The sequence below is a fragment of the Pseudomonas sp. TZ252 genome, from assembly GCF_056110345.1.
In genome coordinates, this window is record NZ_CM148566.1 from 6,285,963 (window position 1) to 6,304,547 (window position 18,585).

Sequence of the window (18,585 nt, forward strand, 5' to 3'; positions counted from 1 at the left end):
CCGACTGCAAGATTGCTATGGTCCATGGCTTTCGCGTTGGAGCGGCACGACATCCGCCGTTTGTCACGGCGGTTTCATCTGCGCTCCCTAGACTGCCGATAAACCTGATGAGGAGACGGGCAATGAATTCGCAACACACCGATACCGCCAAGCGCCGCGTGATCCCCTTCAATACGCAGCAGCACACCGGTGGCGCCATCATCGACGCCCAGGGCCGGGAGATCCCGATCACCGAGGTGATGATCCAGCGCGCCTGCCGCGAACTGGACAGGTCCCTGGAGCAGGAACAGAAGCAGGCCTGAGCGCCCGCCAGCACGACTTCGAAGCCCGGCATCCGCCGGGCTTTTTTTCGCTTGCGCGAAGCCGCGCCCTAGCTCGGCGCCGGCAGGTCCTCGCCGACCAGGTCGAGGAAGGTCTCGACGATCCGCCGCGAACGCTGTTCGCGCAGGCACACCAGGGTCTCGGTCAGGCGTCGCTGGCAATCGACGATGGGTAGCGCATGGACCCGCGTGTCGGCGCCGAACTCCGCGGCCGACACCACCCCCACGCCGATCCCCGCCACCACCGCCTCGCGCGAGGCCTCGCGGCCCTCGACCTGGATCGCCGGACGGATCCGCAGGCCGGCGCGGCTCATCTCCTCCTCCAGGGTCTGGCGGGTCACCGAGCCCTGCTCGCGCAGCACCAGCGGCATGTCGTCGAGATCGGCGAGCCGGATCGACTCGCGCCCGGCCCACGGATGGCTGAGCGAAACGAAGGCGACGATCGGGTCGTTGCGCAGGGTCAGCGAAAGCAACCGCTCGTCGCTGACGTCCCGGCCCAACAGGGCCAGGTCGGCCTGGTAGCTGAACAGTCGCTGCAGAGACTCGTCGGTATTGCCGGTCTCCACCCGCACCGCGATGCCCGGATAGCGCTCGCAGAAACGCGCGATCTGCGGCAATACGTGCACCGGCGCATCCACCGCCAGGGTCAGGGTGCCGGTCTGCAGGGCGCTGGAGGCGGACAACAGCTCCTCCGCCTCGGCCTCGATCGCGAACAGCCGCTGGGTCACCGCGAGCAGGCGCTCGCCCAGTTCGCTCAGGCGCACCGAGCGCTTGTTACGGTGGAACAGCAGCACGCCGTAACGCTCCTCCAGCTTGCGCACCTGGTCGGAAACCGCCGGCTGGGTGAGAAACAGGCGCTCGGCGGCGCGCGTGAAGCTGCCGTACACGGCGACCGCATGGAAAGCCTTCAACTGTGCATGGGATACCGACATGGACCTTCACCATTCCAGGCAGGACAAGGGGTTCCGCGCCATGGGCGGCGCACACGGGAATGACCGTTCGGTCAACTTCCTCGACCCACGCCGCGCCAGGCTTACGGACAAACAAGTAAAACTTATATTTAAAATTTGATAAATCGATTTCATTTATTTATTCGGAATTGTTTCCATCGCTTCACCACAGCGCGCCAGCGCCTCGGCAGCCAGCCCCTGCCAGGGCAGCCGCAACCCTTACCCAGGAGGTGAAGCCGACTCCAGATACCTCTGACCAGGCGCCGCGACATGGCGGTGCGGAAGTGCTCATCAGAACAACAACAAGGCGTGTTCCCCTCACACCTGCCGGCACCGATAACAAGATCGAGGTCAGATCCATGAATCAACGTCCCGGGACGGCGCTGCCGTCCTCTCCCGTGTCCAGCTTCCAGCGCTGGCGCCTGCAGATATTCGCGATCACCTGGCTGGCCTACGCCGCCTTCTATTTCACCCGCAAGGCCTTTTCCGTCGCCAAGCTCGGCATCGCCGAAGATCCGGACTTCCAGTTGGACAAGATGGCGATGGCCGATCTCGACGCCATCTATCTCGCCGCCTATGCCGTCGGCCAGTTCACCTGGGGCGTGCTGGCCGACCGCTTCGGCCCGCGCATCGTGGTGTTCGGCGGCCTGCTGATCTCCGCACTGGCCGCGCTGGTCATGGGCACCTTCGCCACCCTGCCGATCTTCGCCACCTGCATGGTGGTCCAGGGACTGGCGCAGTCCACCGGCTGGTCGGGGCTGTGCAAGAACATCGGCAGTTTCTTCGCCACCCACGAACGCGGTCGGGTGCTCGGCCTGTGGAGCACCTGCTACGCCTTCGGCGGCCTGGTCGCCTCGCCGTTCGCCGGCTGGTGGGCGTACAGCGTGTTCGGTACCTGGCACGCGGCGTTCTACTCCAGCGCCGCGGTGGTCGGCGGCGTGGCCCTGCTGTTCCTGCTGTTGCAGCGCAACCGCCCGGAAGACGTCGGCCATCCTCCCGTCGAACCGCAGGCCGCGAGCGAAGCCGTGCGCTATGCCGGCTTCAGGCCGGAAGGCGGCAACGGCGGCAGCCTGCAGGTGCTCGCCAAGGTGGTGCGCAACCGCACGGTGCTCTGCCTCGGCCTGGCCTACTTCCTGCTCAAGCCGGCGCGCTACGCGATCCTCCTGTGGGGACCGGTGATCGTCTACGAACGCATGCCGGCGCTCGGCAAGGTCGGCGCGGCGATCGTTCCCACCGCCTTCGAGGTAGCCGGCCTGCTCGGCCCGATCCTGATCGGCTTCGCCTCGGACAAGCTGTTCGGCGCACGGCGCATGCCGGCCTGCGTGATCAGCCTGCTGGCGCTGACCGTCTGCCTGGCGCTGTTCGTCCCGGCGATGACCACCGGCAGCATTCCGATAGTGGTCGGCCTGCTGTTCATGATGGGACTGACCCTGTACGGCCCGGACTCGATGATCTGCGGCTCCGCCGCCATCGACTTCGGCACCAGCGAGGCCGCCGGCACCGCCTCCGGCTTCGTCAATGGCTGCGGTTCGGTGGGCGCGATCCTCGGCGGTCTGTTGCCCGGCTATTTCGACACCTACACGGTGTTCATCGGCTTCACCATCGCAGCCCTGATCGCCACCGCGGTGCTCCTTCCGCACTGGAACAGCCGGCCCGGCGGCGCACGGGAAAGCCTGCGGAATATCCCCAGCCTGGCGGACTTCCGTCCCATCCGCTCCTGACCGTCCGCGGCGGGAACCTCCGCCGCGTCCTTCTCCACGAACCGGGAACCCCCTCATGCATATCGAACGTTTCGAAGTCGTCAAGCGTCGGGCCGAGATGGCCCTGCACGGCAACACGGTCTACATCGGCGGCCAGGTCGCAGACGACCCCAGCGGTGACATCCAGGACCAGACCCGCCAGATCCTGGAGAACATCGACCGGCTGCTCCAGAGCGTCGGCAGCGACCGCGGCCAGGTGCTCTCGGTACGCATACTGCTAGCCCACCGGGAGGACTACGCCGGTCTCAACCAGGTCTGGGACCAGTGGTTTCCCGAAGGCCGGGCGCCGACCCGCGCCTGTAGCCTGGCCTAGTTGATCGACCCGCGCTGGCGGGTGGAAATGATCGTCGTCGCCGCCCGCCCGCAGTGAGAGCACAGCCATGACCTTCCGACCCTTCTGGCTGGACCAGGCCCTACGCTCCGAACATGCGGCACCCTGCCCGCCGCTGGCCGGGGATACCCGCGCCGACGTGTGCATCGTCGGCGGCGGCTACACCGGCCTGTGGACCGCCATCATGCTCAAGGAGCACGATCCCGGGCTCGACGTGGTGCTGGTCGAGGCCGATCTCTGCGGCGCCGGCGCCAGCGGCCGCAACGGCGGCTGCGCGCTGTCCTGGTCGGCCAAGTTCTTCACCCTGGAACGGCTGTTCGGACTAACCGAGGCGATCCGCCTGGTCAAGGCCTCCGAGGACAGCATCCGGGCCATCGGCGCCTTCTGCCAGCGCTACGACGTCGAGGCCGACTACCGGCTGGACGGCACCCTCTATACCGCCACCAACCCGGCCCAGGTCGGCAGCACCGACAGCGTGATCGCCGCTCTGGAGCGCCACGGCATCAACTCCTTCGCCAAGCGCCCGCTGGCCGACGTGCAGCGCCTGGCCGGCTCGCGCAGGCACCTGGAGGGTTGGTTCTCGCCGGCTGCCGCGACGGTGCAACCAGGCAAGCTGGTTCGCGGCCTGCGCCGGGTCGCCCTGCAACTGGGGGTACGCCTGTACGAAGGCACGCCGATGCGAGGACTGGAGCACGGCCGCCCGGCGGAAGTGGTCACCCCCCACGGGCGGGTCGTCGCCGGCCGCGTGGTGCTGGCGCTGAACGCCTGGATGGCGAGGGCCTTCCCGCAGTTCGAACGCAGCGTGGCGATCGTCTCCAGCGACATGCTCATCACCGAGCCACGACCAGACCTGTTGCAGGAGATCGGCCTGACCAGCGGGGTCAGCGTGCTCGACTCACGGATCTTCGTGCATTACTACCACAACACCCCGGACGGCCGGCTGATGCTCGGCAAGGGCGGCAACACCTTCGCCTACGGCGGACGCATGCTGCCGGTGTTCGACCGCCCCTCGCCGTATCTCGGACAACTGCGCGGCAGTTTGCGGGAGTTCTTCCCCGAGTTAGCCGAGGTCGCCATCGAGGCCAGCTGGAACGGTCCGTCGGATCGCTCGGTGACCGGCCTGCCGTTCTTCGGCCGGCTCGACGGCCGCGACAATGTGTTCTACGGCTTCGGCTACTCCGGCAGCGGCGTCGGTCCATGCCACATGGGCGGGCAGATCCTTTCTTCGCTGGCGCTCGGCCTGGACAATCCCTGGACCCGTTCGCCGCTGACCCAGGGGCCGCTCGGCCGCTTCCCGCCGGAGCCGATCCGCTATGTCGGTTCGCTGATGGTGCGCAACGCGATCCGTCGCAAGGAGCACGCCGAAGACGCCGGCCGGCGCCCGCGTCATCTCGACGTACGCCTGGCCAGGTTCGCCGCCGCCGCGGGCAAGGCCGACAAGGGTTGAGCCGCTTTCCGGGCGTCTCTTCAGCCCATTCGGGGGCGCCCTTCTTTTTCCTTCGGTTTCGATTTCGCTCAAGCAAAGGTCGTAAAAAGCGCATTTAATTCACCCGTCAGCCTGTGCGAGGCTGTTCCAACCCCTGGCCCAGTTTTCCTTCATGCACCTACCGACGACGCGCACCCTGCCCTACCAGCCTTCCGCCAACCCGGCCGGAACGCCCGCGCGTCTACCCCGCAAGCACAGCCGCTGGCTGGAACTGGAGCCGCTCTCCCTCCCTCTCGAACTGGCCTTCTGGGCGCTCTGGCATTGCCGCCACGCGCGTCCGCCGGACGCTCGTCACGCCTGATATCCCTCCGGCCCCGCGCAACGGCGGGGCCGGCCTGCCGCTTGCATGCCGTTCCGCGACGCTGCCGTCGCCGGAGCGCCGCTGCGAGCGTCGCGACGCTACCGGACAAGACCGACAAGAGAGCCCCATGAACTTCGCCTGCGAACAAGAAGCCCAGGATTTCCTGGCCGCCAATCCCGATATCGAACTCTTCGAACTGTTCATCCTCGACGCCAATGGCGTGCCACGGGGCAAACTGCTGCACCGCGACGAACTGCTGGCCGTCTACCGCAGCGGCCGGCCGCTGCCGAGCACCATCCTCGGGCTGACAATGAACGGCGAGGATGTCGAGGACTCCGGCCTGGTCTGGGACGTCGGCGACATCGACTGCCGCGCCTACCCCCTGTCCGGCAGCCTGGTGCGCCTGCCCTGGCGGCAGATCCCGACGGCGGCGGTGCAGGTCAGCATGCACCCGAGCGAGGGCCTGCCCGCCAGCGTCGCCGATCCGCGCCACCTCCTGGTGCGCACCATCGACGCGCTGAAGAGCGAGGGCTATCACCCGGTGATGGCCGCTGAGCTGGAGTTCTACCTGCTCGACCGTGAGCGCGACGCCAACGGCCGCCCGCAACCGGCTCGCGACGCCGATGGCGGCCGCCCGCGGGCGACCCAGGTCTACGGCCTGCGCGAACTGGAGCAGATCGAGCCGTTCCTCGCCGACCTCTATGCCGCCTGCAAGGCGCAGGGCCTGCCGGCACGCACGGCGATCTCGGAATATGCCCCGGGCCAGGTGGAAATCACCCTCGACCACGGCGACGCCCTCGCCGCCATGGACCAGGCGATCCGCTACAAGCGCCTGGTCAAGGGCATCGCGCACAAGCACGGGATGCTCGCCTGCTTCATGGCCAAGCCGTTCGACGACCTGGCCGGCACTGGCATGCACCTGCACGTCAGCCTGGCCGACGAACAAGGCCACAACCTGTTCGCCAGCGACGACCCCGCCGGCACGCCGTTGCTGCGCCAGGCGGTCGGCGGCATGCTCGCCAGCCTGCTCGACTCGCTCCTGCTGTTCTGTCCCAACGCCAACTCCTACCGGCGCTTCCAGGCCAACAGCTACGCGCCGCTGGCGCAGACCTGGGGCGTCGACAACCGCACCGTGAGCCTGCGCGTGCCGGGCGGCCCGGCCTCCAGTCGGCATATCGAGCACCGCATCTGCGGCGCCGACGCCAACCCCTACCTGGCCGCCGCGGCGCTCCTCGCCGGGGTCCACCGCGGCATCCGCGAAGGCATCGATCCGGGTGCGCCGGTGGAGGGCAACGGCTACGCCCAGGCCGGCAAGCGCCTGCCCACCGACTGGCTGACCGCCCTCGATACCCTGCAAGGCTCCGAGTGGGCGCGGGAAGCCTTCGGCGAGCCGTTCCTCGGCGTCTACCTGGCGGTGAAGCGCGCGGAATACCGGCAATTCATGGGCGAGGTCGGCGAGCAGGACTGGCGCTGGTACCTGACCCAGGCCTGAGATCCCGGACCCGCCCGCATACGGCGGCGCGCCGGCAGGACGCTCCGCACTGGAACAAGGAATACCCGATGAACGCAGCAATCCATCCCCGTCCGGCCGCGGAACGCGCGCCGTCCTACTACGCCGCCACGCTCAACGAGGAAACCGACTATCCGACCCTGCTGGGCGCGGTGACGGTCGACATCGCCATCATCGGCGGCGGCTTCACCGGCGTCGCCACGGCGGTCGAACTGGCCGAGCGTGGCTACAAGGTAGCCCTGGTCGAGACCCATCGCATCGGCTGGGGCGCCAGCGGGCGCAACGGCGGCCAGGTCACCGGCAGCCTGTCCGGCGACGCGGCGATGCACAAGCAGATGCGCCAATGGCTGGGCGCCGAGGTCGAGGACTTCATCTGGCACCTGCGCTGGCGCGGCCACGAGATCATCCGCCAGCGGGTGGAGAAGTACGGCATCGCCTGCGACCTTCGCCATGGCCACCTGCACGCGGCGATGAAGGCCAGCCACATGGGCGAGCTGCAGGCCTCCTACGAGGAGGCGGTGCGCCGCGGCATGGGCGACCAGGTGGTCCTGCTGGACAAGGCCGGCGTCCAGGCCCACCTGGAGACCGAGCTGTACTGCGGCGCGCTGAAGAACACCCGCAACATGCACCTGCACCCGCTCAACCTGTGCATCGGCGAGGCCAGGGCGGCGGCCGGCCTCGGCGCTCTGATCTTCGAACATTCCGAGGTGCTGGATATCGTCCACGGCCCGCGGCCGGCGGTGATTACCCGCGAGGGAAGGATCGAGGCGCAGCAGATCCTGCTTGCCGGCGATGTCTACCACAAGCTCGAACGCAGGCAGCTCAAGGGGATGATCTTCCCGGCCATGGGCGGAATCGTTACCACCCGGCCGCTGGGCGAGCTGGCACGGGAGATCAACCCGCAGGGGCTGGCGGTCTACGATTGCCGCTTCGTCCTCGATTACTACCGCCCCACCGCCGACGGCCGCCTGCTGTTCGGTGGCGGCGCCAACTACTCGGGCCGCGACTCGCGGGACATCGCCGCCGAGCTGCGGCCATGCATCGAGCGCACCTTCCCGCGCCTGAAGGGCGTGGAGATCGAGTTCCAGTGGAGTTGCGCCATGGGCATCGTGATGAACCGGATCCCCCAGCTCGGCAAGCTCTCCGACAACGTCTGGTACTGCCAGGGCTACTCGGGGCATGGCGTGGCCACCAGCCACATCATGGGCGAGATCATGGCCAAGGCGATGAGCGGGAGCCTGGAGCAGTTCGACACCTTCGCCCGTTGCAAGCACCTCAGGGTGCCGCTGGGCGACCTCTTCGGCAATCCGATGCTGGCCGCCGGGATGTGGTACTACCAGCTCATGGAGAAGCTGCGCTGAAGCGCGAGGGATGGCGGGGTCCGCGGAAGGCCTAGTCGGCCTTCTTGCGGATCCAGTAGAGATAGGTGCCCGCCTCTTCCTGCTGCTCGACCAGCTCGTGGCCGAGGAACACGCAGAACTTGGGGATGTCGCGGCGGGTCGAGGGATCGGTGGCAATCACCTTGAGCAGGCCGCCGGGCGCCAGGTCGCGGACCTTGTTGTGCAGCATCATCACCGGCTCGGGACAGTTCAGGCCGGTGGCGTCGAGAATGGCGTCGACAGAATGGGTCATCGGGAAACTCCGCAACAGAATCCGCGCATTGTCGCGCATGCGGCGCGGCCGGTCACCTGTCCCCGGCCGGAATGCCGCCGCCCCTCAGCGTTCGAGGCGGCGTAGATGGCAGGTCACTTCCTCGCGGTCGTGATACAGCTGCTTGCAGCCGATCGCTACCTTCAGGCCGCGCGCGTCAAAGCTCTCGCGCAGGCGCTGGAGGATCTTGCGCACCTCGGCATAGCGCTGCTTCATCGGCAGCTTGAGGTTGACCACCGCCTCGCGGCAAAGCCCTTCGCCGATCCAGGTCTCGATCAACGCACCGGTGCGTGCCGGCTTCTCGACGATGTCGCAGACCATCCAGTCGACCCGCTGGCGCGGGCGGTACTGGTAGCCGTCGACCTTCTGGTGGTCGACCAGCCCGGAATACATCAGGTTCTCCGCCATCGGCCCGTTGTCCACGGCGGTCACCCGCATCTCCCGGTTAACCAGTTGCCAGGTCCAGCCGCCCGGCGCCGCACCGAGGTCTACGGCGAGCATGTCCGGCGCCAGGCGCTTGTCCCATTCGCTGCGCGGGATGAACTGGTGCCAGGCTTCCTCCAGCTTCAGCGTCGAACGGCTCGGCGCCTCGCGGGGAAACTTCAGGCGCGGGATGCCCATCGGCCAGAGCGCGCTGTTGCGCGGCTCGGCGAGGCCGACGAAGACTTCCCGGCCGGAGCGGAAGGTCAGCAGCAGGCGCGGCAGCGCCGGGTCCTCCTGCAACCGCCCGGCCTTCACCAGCGCCGCGCGCAGCGGTTTCTCGAACTTGCGGCAGAAGGTCGACACCTCCTTGCCGGCATTGGTGTCCAGCACCTCCAGCCAGAGGCTGCCGCAAACCGGATAACTCGCCAGTTCCGCCAGCAGTACCTCGATGCGCTGGCTTTCCGGCAATTCGATGAAGCCGGGCCCGCGCGCCCACTGGCGCGGGAAGATCAAGTCGGCGAAACGCAGGCGGCGCATCAGGCGCTCGGCGCCGTCGGCGTCCTGGCAGACGAACTCGACGTGGGCGCTGGCCGGCTTGCTCTTGGCATAGCCGGGAATCTCGAGAGTGGCTGCATGCTCGGCGATTTCGGCGCAGACTTCACCTTCGAAGCCTGGCCGGCAGTGCATCAACAGGGTATTCATGGGGTTGTCTCCTTGGCCGCGCACTATAGTGCCGGGCATGCCTCAAGGGAACTGCAGCGACCGTTCGTCGGTCCAGTGTATATGGCAGGAGCCCTCGAGCCGGTCTAGCTTGAAGGTTTCGAACAACGCTATCCCAAAGTCTGACTCTCGCCAGCGGCCGGTACCGATGGGATCGGGCCACCGCGCATTACCGAGGTAACGGCACCCTGGCGTCCGCGGACGCCGCGGGTCCCGGGCGAAGCCAGGCACTATCGGCTCGACGACGGGCCTGGCGTCAGGACGAGGCCAGGCCCGCCGCCCCCGGGCCCGCCGTGAGGAAATCAGAAATGCCTGCTTTGGACAGCCTGAAAACCCTTCGCAGTCTCGCTGTGGACGGCAAGACCTACCACTACTACAGCCTCCCGGAAGCCGCCCGGACCCTGGGCGATCTCGGCAAGCTGCCGATGTCGCTGAAGGTCCTGCTGGAAAACCTCCTGCGCTGGGAGGACGGCAGCACCGTCACCGGCGACGACCTCAAGGCCCTCGCCGGCTGGCTCAGGGAGCGCCGTTCCGACCGCGAGATCCAGTACCGCCCGGCGCGGGTCCTGATGCAGGACTTCACCGGGGTGCCCGCGGTGGTCGACCTGGCCGCCATGCGCGCGGCCATGGCCAAGGCCGGCGGCGACCCGCAGAAGATCAACCCGCTGTCGCCGGTGGACCTGGTCATCGACCACTCGGTGATGGTCGACAAGTTCGCCAGCGAATCGGCCTTCGAACAGAACGTCGAGATCGAGATGCAGCGCAACGGCGAACGCTACGCCTTCCTGCGCTGGGGCCAGAACGCCTTCGACAACTTCAGCGTGGTACCGCCGGGCACCGGCATCTGCCACCAGGTCAACCTGGAGTACCTGGGCCGCACGGTCTGGACCAAGGACGAGGATGGCAGGACCTACGCCTTCCCCGACACCCTGGTCGGCACCGACTCCCACACCACCATGATCAACGGCCTCGGCGTGCTCGGCTGGGGCGTCGGCGGCATCGAGGCGGAAGCCGCCATGCTCGGCCAGCCGGTATCGATGCTGATCCCCGAGGTCATCGGCTTCAAGCTCACCGGCAAGCTGCGCGAGGGCATCACCGCCACCGACCTGGTGCTGACCGTCACGCAGATGCTGCGCAAGAAGGGCGTGGTGGGGAAATTCGTCGAGTTCTACGGCGACGGCCTGGCCGACCTGCCCCTGGCGGACCGCGCCACCATCGCCAACATGGCCCCGGAATACGGCGCCACCTGCGGCTTCTTCCCGGTGGACGAGATCACCCTCGGCTACCTGCGCCTGTCCGGACGTCCGGAAAGCACGGTCAAGCTGGTCGAGGCCTACAGCAAGGAACAGGGCCTGTGGCGCGAGAAGGGCCACGAGCCGGTGTTCACCGACACCCTGCACCTGGACATGGGCGAAGTCGAGGCCAGCCTGGCCGGACCGAAGCGCCCGCAGGACCGCGTGGCCCTGCAGAACGTCGCCAGCGCCTTCAACGAGTTCCTCGGCCTGCAGTTGCATCCCTCCAGCACCGAAGAAGGCCGCCTGCTCAGCGAGGGCGGCGGCGGCACCGCGGTCGGCGCCAACGCCGCCTTCGGCGAGATCGACTACCAGCACGACGGCCAGACCCACCGCCTGAAGAACGGCGCGGTGGTGATCGCCGCCATCACCTCCTGCACCAACACCTCCAACCCCAGCGTGATGATGGCCGCCGGCCTGCTGGCGAAGAAGGCGGTGGAAAAAGGCCTGCAACGCAAGCCCTGGGTGAAGAGTTCGCTGGCGCCGGGCTCCAAGGTGGTCACCGACTACTTCAAGGCCGCCGGCCTGACCCGCTACCTCGACGAACTCGGCTTCGACCTGGTCGGCTACGGCTGCACCACCTGCATCGGCAACTCCGGCCCGCTGCTGGAGCCGATCGAGAAAGCCATCCAGCAGGCCGACCTGACCGTCGCCTCGGTACTCTCCGGCAACCGCAACTTCGAAGGCCGCGTGCACCCGTTGGTGAAGACCAACTGGCTGGCCTCGCCGCCGCTGGTGGTGGCCTACGCCCTGGCCGGCAGCGTGCGGATCAACCTCAGCGAGGAACCGCTGGGCACCGGCAAGGACGGCCAGCCGGTCTACCTGAAGGACATCTGGCCGAGCCAGAAGGAAATCGCCGAGGCGATCCAGAAGGTCGACACCGAGATGTTCCACAAGGAGTACGCCGAGGTCTTCGCCGGCGACGAGAAATGGCAGGCGATCCAGGTGCCGCAGTCGGACACCTACGAGTGGCAGGCCGACTCCACCTACATCCAGCATCCACCCTTCTTCGAACACATCGCCGAGGCGCCGCCGGCCATCGCCGACGTCGAGCAGGCGCGGGTGCTGGCGGTGCTGGGCGACTCGGTGACCACCGACCACATCTCCCCTGCCGGCAACATCAAGGCCGACAGCCCGGCCGGCCGCTACCTGCGCGAGCACGGCGTGGAACCGAAGGACTTCAACTCCTACGGCTCCCGTCGCGGCAACCATGAGGTGATGATGCGCGGCACCTTCGCCAACATCCGCATCAAGAACGAGATGCTCGGCGGCGAGGAAGGCGGCAATACCCTGTACGTGCCCAGCGGCGAGAAACTGGCGATCTACGACGCGGCCATGCGTTACCAGGAGGACGGCACCCCGCTGGTGATCGTCGCCGGCAAGGAATACGGCACCGGCTCGTCGCGCGACTGGGCGGCCAAGGGTACCAACCTGCTGGGCGTGAAGGCGGTGATCGCGGAGAGCTTCGAGCGCATCCACCGCTCCAACCTGGTCGGCATGGGCGTGCTGCCGTTGCAGTTCGAGAACGGCCAGGACCGCAAGAGCCTGAAGCTGACCGGCAAGGAGGTGCTGAACATCCGCGGCCTCGGCGGCGAACTCAAGCCGCACATGCCGCTCAGCGTGGAAGTGACCCGCGAGGACGGCAGCCAGGACAGCTTCAAGGTCCTCTGCCGCATCGACACCCTCAACGAGGTCGAGTACTTCAAGGCCGGCGGCATCCTCCACTACGTGCTGCGCAGCATGCTCTGAGGCAGCGGCGGTACGCGCGGAGGGGTGGCTTCGGCCACCCCTTTTTCATTCCGGCGCCCGGGGCCGCGAGCGCTTCGCAGGGCGAACGACGCCCCGGCGTCATCCGCCGATACCCCGCAGGACCGGCGGATGGCCGCCTCGCGCTTATCCGCCAGGCCCCTCCCCAGCCCATGCGCGCCGCCGGGAACGACACGAAACCGTAACGCATTGACCTCCATCAGCGAATCCGCCATCTATCCGACCACGTGGTCGGTTCTCATGCTTTGGGTCAATAGCTATCTGTTTTTCCTCGTGAAAGCATTCACAAATCCCTCATGTGAAAGGCGTTTTCGCCGATGTAGAGGTAAATGCTTCACTTGTTTTGGAAGGCCCATGCGCAACAATCAGCCCATCACCCAGCACGAGCGCGTCTATCCGGCGGAACAACGCCTGATCACCACCACCAATCTCAAAGGCATCATCACCTACTGCAACGAAGCCTTCATCGACATCAGCGGCTTCAGCCGCGAGGAGCTGATGTCCGCGCCGCACAACCTGATCCGTCACCCCGACGTCCCGCCGGCGGTGTTCGCCCACATGTGGACCACCCTCAAAGCCGGCCGCCCGTGGATGGGGATCGTCAAGAACCGCTGCAAGAACGGCGACCACTACTGGGTCAGCGCCTATGTCACGCCGATCTACGACCAGGGCGCGGTGGTCGGCTACGAGTCGGTGCGGGTCAAGCCGACCGCCGAACAGATCCAGCGCGCCGAGGCCCTCTACCGTCGCCTCGGCGCCGGCAAGCCGGCGATCCCCCGGCGCGACCGCTGGCTGCCGGTACTGCTCGACTGGCTGCCGTTCATCCTGATCAGCCAGATCGGCTTCCTCATCGGTATCTGGCTGAACTCCTGGTGGGGCTTCATCCTCGCCGGCCTGCTCGCCGTTCCGCTCGGCCTGGCCGGACTGCGCTGGCAGAAGCGCGGGCTGAAGCGCCTGATGCGGCTCGCCGAACAGACCACCTCCGACCCGCTGATCGCGCAGATGTACACCGACAGCCGCGGCGACCAGGCGCGCCTGGAAATGGCCATCCTCAGCCAGGACGCGCGCCTGAAGACCTGCCTGACGCGCCTGCAGGACACCGCCGAATACCTCACCGAACAGGCGCGCCAGGCCGACACCCTGGCCCACCACAGCTCCGCCGGTCTGGAACAGCAGCGCGCAGAGACCGAACAGGTGGCCACCGCGGTCAACGAGATGGCCGCCACCACCCAGGAAGTGGCGAACAATGTCCAGTTGACCGCCGACGCCACACAGAAGGCCAACGAACTGACCTCGCGCGGCCGCGACATCGCCGCGGAGACGCGCAACGCCATCCAGCGCCTGTCGGAGTCGGTGGGCGAGACCGGGGCCGCGGTGAGTCGCCTGGCCCAGGACAGCAACGAGATCGGCGGCGTGGTCGATGTGATCAAGGGCATCGCCGACCAGACCAACCTGCTCGCCCTCAACGCCGCCATCGAGGCGGCGCGGGCCGGCGACCAGGGACGCGGCTTCGCCGTGGTGGCCGACGAAGTGCGCTCGCTGGCGCAACGCACCGCGGCCTCCACCGAGCAGATCCACCACCTGATCGCCAAGTTGCAGAACACCGCCAACGATGCGGTACATACCATGGAGAGCGGCCTGCAGCAGGCCGAAGCCGGGGTCCAGCGGGTGCTGGAAGCCGACAGCGCGCTGGTCGGCATCAGCGAGGCGGTCAGCAACATCACCGAGATGACCACCCAGATCGCCGCCGCCGCGGAGGAACAGAGCGCGGTGGCCGAGGAAATCAACCGCAACATCAGCACCATCGCCGCCCTGGCCGAGCAGACCTCCGACGAGGCGCTGCGCACGGCGAAACTGAGCGAGGAACTGACCACCACCGCGCAGAGCCAGTATTCCCTGGTCGAGCGCTTCAACCGCTGAGATCAGGCCGCGGGGAGGAAGCTCCCCGCACCTGCCGTCACTTGAAGTCCCATTGCATCTGCGCCGGGATGCTTACCGCGCTTGACGACTGCACGCAGACGTCGAGGTAGTCGGTGAAGCGCGGCGGCGCGGAGATCCCCTCCTCCAGCAGACGGCTGTTGTCGAACAGGTAGTTGAGGTCGGCAAAGCCGCTGTACAAGCGCAACGCGCGCAGGACCAGACGCGGATTGGCCGGGCCGATGCGCGACTCGAAGCTCTTCGCCAGTTCCTTGAGGTCGTCCACCTCCACCTTGCGGTAGCGCTCGCCTACCGGCGCCGCCCCGTTGGCGCGGGCGAAGGCCTCGTCGATCTCGCCGAAGGTGCAGGCCGCGCGATGGCCGGCGGAGATATGATAGAGGCTGTGCCCCAGGCACGGCTTCAGCGCCAGGCCGATCAGCGCCTCGGCGCAGTAGTCGACCGGAATCACGTCGATCTGCTCGTCCAGGCCGCAGGTGAAGCTTTCCAGGGCGAAGCCCATGCGGAAGACCCAGAAGATGCTGCCGGAGGCCTGGCAGCCAAGGGTACGGTGGCCCACCACGATGGATGGCCGCGCCACCACCAGGGGCAGGCCCGGCAGTTCCTCGCGCATGCGCCGCTCGATTTCCGCCTTGGACGCGGTGTAGTCCACCAGTTGCTGCTCCGCCGCCGGGAATTCCCAGGACTCGCTGATCGGCGACTCTCGCTGCGGTCCGCAGCACATCGCGGTACCGACGTGGAGGAAACGCTTCAGTCGCTTCGAACGGCTCAGCACGTCGGCGAAGGCGAAAGTGCCGTCGACGTTGACCGGCCAGATGGTCGGGTTCTTCGAGAACGACGCCACGGCGGCGCAATTGATCACCCGCTCCACCTGCATCAGGCGCGGCGTCTCGCGGGCCAGCCAGGAGGTGTCGAGGAAATCGCCGCAGAGGATCTGCTCCGCCCGCAGTGCCAGGCAGTCGGCTTCGTCGACGCCATGCATCAGCAGGTTGCCGCGCAGGCGTTCGAGCCCCTGCTGGCGGGATTCGGCGCGGACCAGGAAGGACAGGTTGGCGCCGTGCCCGGCGGCGATCAGCTGGGCGGCGACCGAACCGCCGAGAAAGCCGGTGGCCCCCGTCAGCAGGATGCGTTCGCGGGTATCGATAGCGGTGATCTGCTCACCGTCGGCATGCATGTTCATGTCTTCCCCCCTCAGAGAAGTCAGTCGCCCACGCCTCGATGCGAGGGTGGTTGCGCCGCAGCTTATGAGGGGATGCCTTAAGGAACCGTTAATGGCCCTGGAGCCCGCGAAGGAAGCCGGCCACCTCCCGCGCCGTTGCCGCCAGGTGCTGCTCGTGGGTCAGGCCGGAGGCCTTCAGCGGCTTGAGGTCGTGGTCCGCCGCGGCCAGCCAGTGCAGGCGGATCGTCGGCGCCAGCGCATAGCCCGCCACCGCCTCGCGGTTGCCCAGGGCGTCGCGCTCGCCCTGGACGATCAGGGTCGGCGTGCGCAGCCCGGCGAGGTGCGCGACCCGCGGCTTCTCCGGCTTGCCGGCGGCGTAGAACGGGTAGCCGAGGCAGACCAGGGCATCCGCGCCCAGCTCGTCGGCCAGCAGGCTGGCCATGCGCCCGCCCATCGACTTGCCGCCCAGGGCCAAGGGCCCGTCCAGGGTCTCGCGGACCTGCGCATGGACTCGCCGCCAGCAGTCGAGCAACTGCGCCTGCGGATTCGGCGGACGCTTGCGGCCGTCCTCGCGGCGCTGGGCCATGTAGGGAAACTCGAAGCGCGCGACGGCGATGCCCTGGGCGGCGAGCAGTTCGGCGATGCGCTCCATGAACGGGCTGTCCATCGGCGCCCCGGCGCCATGGGCGAGAATCAGGGTGGCCGACAGCGAGCCGGCCGGGCGGTTCCATTTCAGCGACAACTTGCCACACCTCGTATGCAGTGGGGGTCGGGAAGCCAATTGATCCCGATCAATATTTCATAACGCCCCATTATCCATGCTTCCTTTCGCTAATTACGCCAATTAGACCAGCCCCAATGGGGGGACGCCCGGCATCCCAACTGCCGGAAAAAGCCATAGCGTATAACCGTGGATGGAAGCCCATAGCATGAGCACCACTAACCCAGAGTCCGCCTATAACTACAAGGTGGTCCGCCAATTCGCCATCATGACCGTGGTCTGGGGCATCGTCGGCATGACCGTCGGTGTCCTGATCGCCGCCCAGCTGGTATGGCCCGACCTGAACTTCGGCTTGCCGTGGACGAGCTTCGGCCGCCTGCGCCCGCTGCACACCAACGCGGTGATCTTCGCCTTCGGCGGTTGCGCACTGTTCGCCACCAGCTACTACGCGGTGCAGCGCACCTGCCAGGTGCGACTGTTCTCCGACACCCTCGCCTCCTTCACCTTCTGGGGCTGGCAACTGGTGATCCTGCTGGCCGCCATCAGCCTGCCGCTGGGCTACACCTCGTCCAAGGAGTACGCCGAGCTGGAATGGCCGATCGACATCCTGATCACGGTGGTCTGGGTCGCCTACGCGGTGGTGTTCTTCGGCACCCTGGTCAAGCGCAAGGTCAAGCACATCTATGTGGGCAACTGGTTCTTCGGCGGGTTCATCCTCACCGTCGCCATGCTCCACGTGGTGAACAACCTCGAGCTGCCGGTGACCTTCACCAAGTCCTACTCGCTGTACGCCGGCGCCACCGACGCCATGGTCCAGTGGTGGTACGGGCATAACGCCGTGGGCTTCTTCCTCACCGCCGGCTTCCTCGGCATGATGTACTACTTCGTGCCCAAGCAGGCCGAGCGTCCGGTCTACTCCTACCGCCTGTCCATCGTCCACTTCTGGGCGCTGATCGCGGTGTACATCTGGGCCGGCCCGCACCACCTGCACTACACCGCGCTGCCGGACTGGGCGCAGTCGCTGGGCATGGTGATGTCGCTGATCCTCCTGGCGCCGAGCTGGGGCGGCATGATCAACGGCATGATGACCCTCTCCGGCGCCTGGCATAAGCTGCGCAGCGACCCGATCCTGCGCTTCCTGGTGGTGTCCCTGGCGTTCTACGGCATGTCCACCTTCGAAGGCCCGATGATGGCGATCAAGACCGTCAACGCCCTCTCCCACTACACCGACTGGACCATCGGCCACGTACACGCCGGCGCCCTCGGCTGGGTCGCGATGGTTTCCATCGGCTCGCTCTACCACCTGATCCCGAAGGTCTTCGGCCGCGAGAAGATGTACAGCCTGGGCCTGATCAACGCGCACTTCTGGCTGGCCACCATCGGTACCGTGCTTTACATCGCCTCGATGTGGGTCAACGGCATCACCCAGGGCCTGATGTGGCGCGCGGTCAACGAGGACGGCACCCTGACCTACTCCTTCGTCGAAGCGCTGGCCGCCGGCCACCCCGGCTTCATCGTGCGCATGCTCGGCGGTTTCATCTTCCTGCTCGGCATGTTCCTGATGGCCTACAACACCTGGCGCACCGTCAGTGCCGCCAAGCCGGCCGAATACGAAGCCGCCGCACAGATCGCCTGAGGAGCCGAGCATGAAACACGAAATACTCGAGAAGAACGTCGGCCTGCTGGCGCTATGCATGGCCGTGGCCGTGAGCATCGGCGGCCTGACCCAGATCGTGCCGCTGTTCTTCCAGGACGTGACCAACACCCCGGTCGAAGGCATGAAGCCCTATACCGCGCTGCAACTGGAAGGCCGCGACATCTATATCCGCGAAGGCTGCGTCGGCTGCCACTCGCAGATGATCCGTCCGTTCCGCGCCGAAACCGAACGCTACGGCCACTACTCGGTGGCCGGCGAGAGCGTCTGGGACCACCCCTTCCTGTGGGGTTCCAAGCGTACCGGTCCGGACCTGGCCCGCGTCGGTAGCCGCTACTCCGACGACTGGCACCGCGCACACCTGTTCAACCCGCGCAACGTGGTGCCCGAGTCGAAGATGCCGGCCTACCCGTGGCTGGTGGAGAACAAGCTCGACGGCAAGGACATCGAGAAGAAGCTCGAAGTGATGCGCACCCTCGGCGTGCCCTATACCGACGAAGACATCAAGGGCGCCAAGGACTCGCTGAAAGGCAAGACCGAGATGGACGCCGTGGTCGCCTACCTGCAGGTGCTCGGCACCTCGATCAAGAACAAACGGTGACGGCA

At 67.0% G+C, this 18,585-nt stretch carries 16 protein-coding genes; 11 read left to right on the plus strand and 5 right to left on the minus strand.

Annotation, left to right across the window (positions count from 1 at the left end; all coding sequences use genetic code 11):
- The first annotated feature begins 122 nt into the window (after positions 1–122).
- Positions 123–302, plus strand: coding sequence for a PA1571 family protein (locus ACYAF3_RS29030; protein ID WP_003104406.1), 180 nt, complete (start codon positions 123–125; stop codon positions 300–302).
- A 68-nt stretch (positions 303–370) separates the two neighbouring features.
- On the opposite strand, the gene ACYAF3_RS29035 is transcribed toward ACYAF3_RS29030, so the two are convergent.
- Positions 371–1,252 (minus strand): LysR substrate-binding domain-containing protein, encoded by an 882-nt coding sequence (locus ACYAF3_RS29035; protein ID WP_003104408.1) that lies wholly within the window; start codon positions 1,250–1,252, stop codon positions 371–373.
- 377 nt (positions 1,253–1,629) lie between these two features.
- Between ACYAF3_RS29035 and ACYAF3_RS29040 the strand changes: the two genes are divergently transcribed.
- From ACYAF3_RS29040 to ACYAF3_RS29065, 6 genes are all read left to right on the plus strand, one after another.
- The gene (locus tag ACYAF3_RS29040) at positions 1,630–2,991 is read left to right on the plus strand and encodes an MFS transporter (RefSeq protein ID WP_003144858.1); all 1,362 of its coding nucleotides are present in this window, start codon (positions 1,630–1,632) and stop codon (positions 2,989–2,991) included.
- Between the two features lie 55 nt (positions 2,992–3,046).
- On the plus strand, positions 3,047–3,343 hold the full coding sequence (locus tag ACYAF3_RS29045; RefSeq protein WP_474727009.1) for a RidA family protein: 297 nt from the start codon (positions 3,047–3,049) through the stop codon (positions 3,341–3,343).
- A gap of 67 nt (positions 3,344–3,410) precedes the next feature.
- A complete protein-coding gene (locus ACYAF3_RS29050) occupies positions 3,411–4,808 on the plus strand; it encodes an FAD-dependent oxidoreductase (protein WP_003104413.1) in 1,398 nt (465 codons plus the stop codon).
- A gap of 151 nt (positions 4,809–4,959) precedes the next feature.
- Positions 4,960–5,148, plus strand: a complete 189-nt coding sequence (locus ACYAF3_RS29055; protein WP_003449842.1) for a hypothetical protein — start codon at positions 4,960–4,962, stop codon at positions 5,146–5,148.
- 127 nt (positions 5,149–5,275) lie between these two features.
- On the plus strand, positions 5,276–6,640 hold the full coding sequence (locus ACYAF3_RS29060) for a glutamine synthetase family protein (protein WP_003106001.1): 1,365 nt from the start codon (positions 5,276–5,278) through the stop codon (positions 6,638–6,640).
- Positions 6,641–6,708: 68 nt separating this feature from the next.
- Positions 6,709–8,019, plus strand: coding sequence for an NAD(P)/FAD-dependent oxidoreductase (locus ACYAF3_RS29065; protein ID WP_003106000.1), 1,311 nt, complete (start codon positions 6,709–6,711; stop codon positions 8,017–8,019).
- Positions 8,020–8,050: 31 nt separating this feature from the next.
- On the opposite strand, the gene tusA is transcribed toward ACYAF3_RS29065, so the two are convergent.
- The gene (gene tusA, locus ACYAF3_RS29070) at positions 8,051–8,290 is read right to left on the minus strand and encodes a sulfurtransferase TusA (RefSeq protein ID WP_003105999.1); all 240 of its coding nucleotides are present in this window, start codon (positions 8,288–8,290) and stop codon (positions 8,051–8,053) included.
- Between the two features lie 84 nt (positions 8,291–8,374).
- A complete protein-coding gene (gene rlmM / locus ACYAF3_RS29075; protein ID WP_003087345.1) occupies positions 8,375–9,433 on the minus strand; it encodes a 23S rRNA (cytidine(2498)-2'-O)-methyltransferase RlmM in 1,059 nt (352 codons plus the stop codon).
- Between the two features lie 326 nt (positions 9,434–9,759).
- On the opposite strand from rlmM, the gene acnA reads away from it, so the two are divergent.
- The gene (acnA, locus tag ACYAF3_RS29080) at positions 9,760–12,492 is read left to right on the plus strand and encodes an aconitate hydratase AcnA (RefSeq protein WP_003105996.1); all 2,733 of its coding nucleotides are present in this window, start codon (positions 9,760–9,762) and stop codon (positions 12,490–12,492) included.
- Between the two features lie 372 nt (positions 12,493–12,864).
- Positions 12,865–14,430, plus strand: coding sequence for a methyl-accepting chemotaxis protein (locus ACYAF3_RS29085; RefSeq protein ID WP_003087330.1), 1,566 nt, complete (start codon positions 12,865–12,867; stop codon positions 14,428–14,430).
- 37 nt (positions 14,431–14,467) lie between these two features.
- Here the strand turns inward: ACYAF3_RS29085 and cprA are convergent, their stop codons facing one another.
- Together cprA and ACYAF3_RS29095 are read right to left on the minus strand one after the other, a co-directional pair.
- A complete protein-coding gene (gene cprA / locus ACYAF3_RS29090; protein WP_003087328.1) occupies positions 14,468–15,625 on the minus strand; it encodes a cationic peptide resistance protein CprA in 1,158 nt (385 codons plus the stop codon).
- An 88-nt stretch (positions 15,626–15,713) separates the two neighbouring features.
- The gene (locus ACYAF3_RS29095) at positions 15,714–16,346 is read right to left on the minus strand and encodes an alpha/beta hydrolase family protein (protein WP_003105994.1); all 633 of its coding nucleotides are present in this window, start codon (positions 16,344–16,346) and stop codon (positions 15,714–15,716) included.
- Between the two features lie 187 nt (positions 16,347–16,533).
- Here ACYAF3_RS29095 and ccoN point away from each other — a divergent pair, with 187 nt between their 5' ends.
- Both ccoN and ccoO read left to right on the plus strand, forming a co-directional pair.
- On the plus strand, positions 16,534–17,961 hold the full coding sequence (gene ccoN / locus ACYAF3_RS29100; protein ID WP_003087322.1) for a cytochrome-c oxidase, cbb3-type subunit I: 1,428 nt from the start codon (positions 16,534–16,536) through the stop codon (positions 17,959–17,961).
- A gap of 10 nt (positions 17,962–17,971) precedes the next feature.
- Entirely contained in the window at positions 17,972–18,580 is a 609-nt protein-coding gene (gene ccoO, locus ACYAF3_RS29105) for a cytochrome-c oxidase, cbb3-type subunit II (RefSeq protein ID WP_003087318.1), read from the plus strand.
- The last annotated feature ends 5 nt before the right edge of the window (positions 18,581–18,585 follow it).

What these genes read in the sequence shown, in the direction of transcription:
- ACYAF3_RS29030 (WP_003104406.1), top strand. Translation starts at nt 123, where the DNA reads ATGAATTCGCAACACACCGATACCGCCAAGCGCCGCGTGATCCCCTTC.
- ACYAF3_RS29035 (WP_003104408.1), bottom strand. Translation starts at nt 1,252, where the DNA reads ATGTCGGTATCCCATGCACAGTTGAAGGCTTTCCATGCGGTCGCCGTG.
- ACYAF3_RS29040 (WP_003144858.1), top strand. Translation starts at nt 1,630, where the DNA reads ATGAATCAACGTCCCGGGACGGCGCTGCCGTCCTCTCCCGTGTCCAGC.
- ACYAF3_RS29045 (WP_474727009.1), top strand. Translation starts at nt 3,047, where the DNA reads ATGCATATCGAACGTTTCGAAGTCGTCAAGCGTCGGGCCGAGATGGCC.
- ACYAF3_RS29050 (WP_003104413.1), top strand. Translation starts at nt 3,411, where the DNA reads ATGACCTTCCGACCCTTCTGGCTGGACCAGGCCCTACGCTCCGAACAT.
- ACYAF3_RS29055 (WP_003449842.1), top strand. Translation starts at nt 4,960, where the DNA reads ATGCACCTACCGACGACGCGCACCCTGCCCTACCAGCCTTCCGCCAAC.
- ACYAF3_RS29060 (WP_003106001.1), top strand. Translation starts at nt 5,276, where the DNA reads ATGAACTTCGCCTGCGAACAAGAAGCCCAGGATTTCCTGGCCGCCAAT.
- ACYAF3_RS29065 (WP_003106000.1), top strand. Translation starts at nt 6,709, where the DNA reads ATGAACGCAGCAATCCATCCCCGTCCGGCCGCGGAACGCGCGCCGTCC.
- tusA (WP_003105999.1), bottom strand. Translation starts at nt 8,290, where the DNA reads ATGACCCATTCTGTCGACGCCATTCTCGACGCCACCGGCCTGAACTGT.
- rlmM (WP_003087345.1), bottom strand. Translation starts at nt 9,433, where the DNA reads ATGAATACCCTGTTGATGCACTGCCGGCCAGGCTTCGAAGGTGAAGTC.
- acnA (WP_003105996.1), top strand. Translation starts at nt 9,760, where the DNA reads ATGCCTGCTTTGGACAGCCTGAAAACCCTTCGCAGTCTCGCTGTGGAC.
- ACYAF3_RS29085 (WP_003087330.1), top strand. Translation starts at nt 12,865, where the DNA reads ATGCGCAACAATCAGCCCATCACCCAGCACGAGCGCGTCTATCCGGCG.
- cprA (WP_003087328.1), bottom strand. Translation starts at nt 15,625, where the DNA reads ATGAACATGCATGCCGACGGTGAGCAGATCACCGCTATCGATACCCGC.
- ccoN (WP_003087322.1), top strand. Translation starts at nt 16,534, where the DNA reads ATGAGCACCACTAACCCAGAGTCCGCCTATAACTACAAGGTGGTCCGC.
- ccoO (WP_003087318.1), top strand. Translation starts at nt 17,972, where the DNA reads ATGAAACACGAAATACTCGAGAAGAACGTCGGCCTGCTGGCGCTATGC.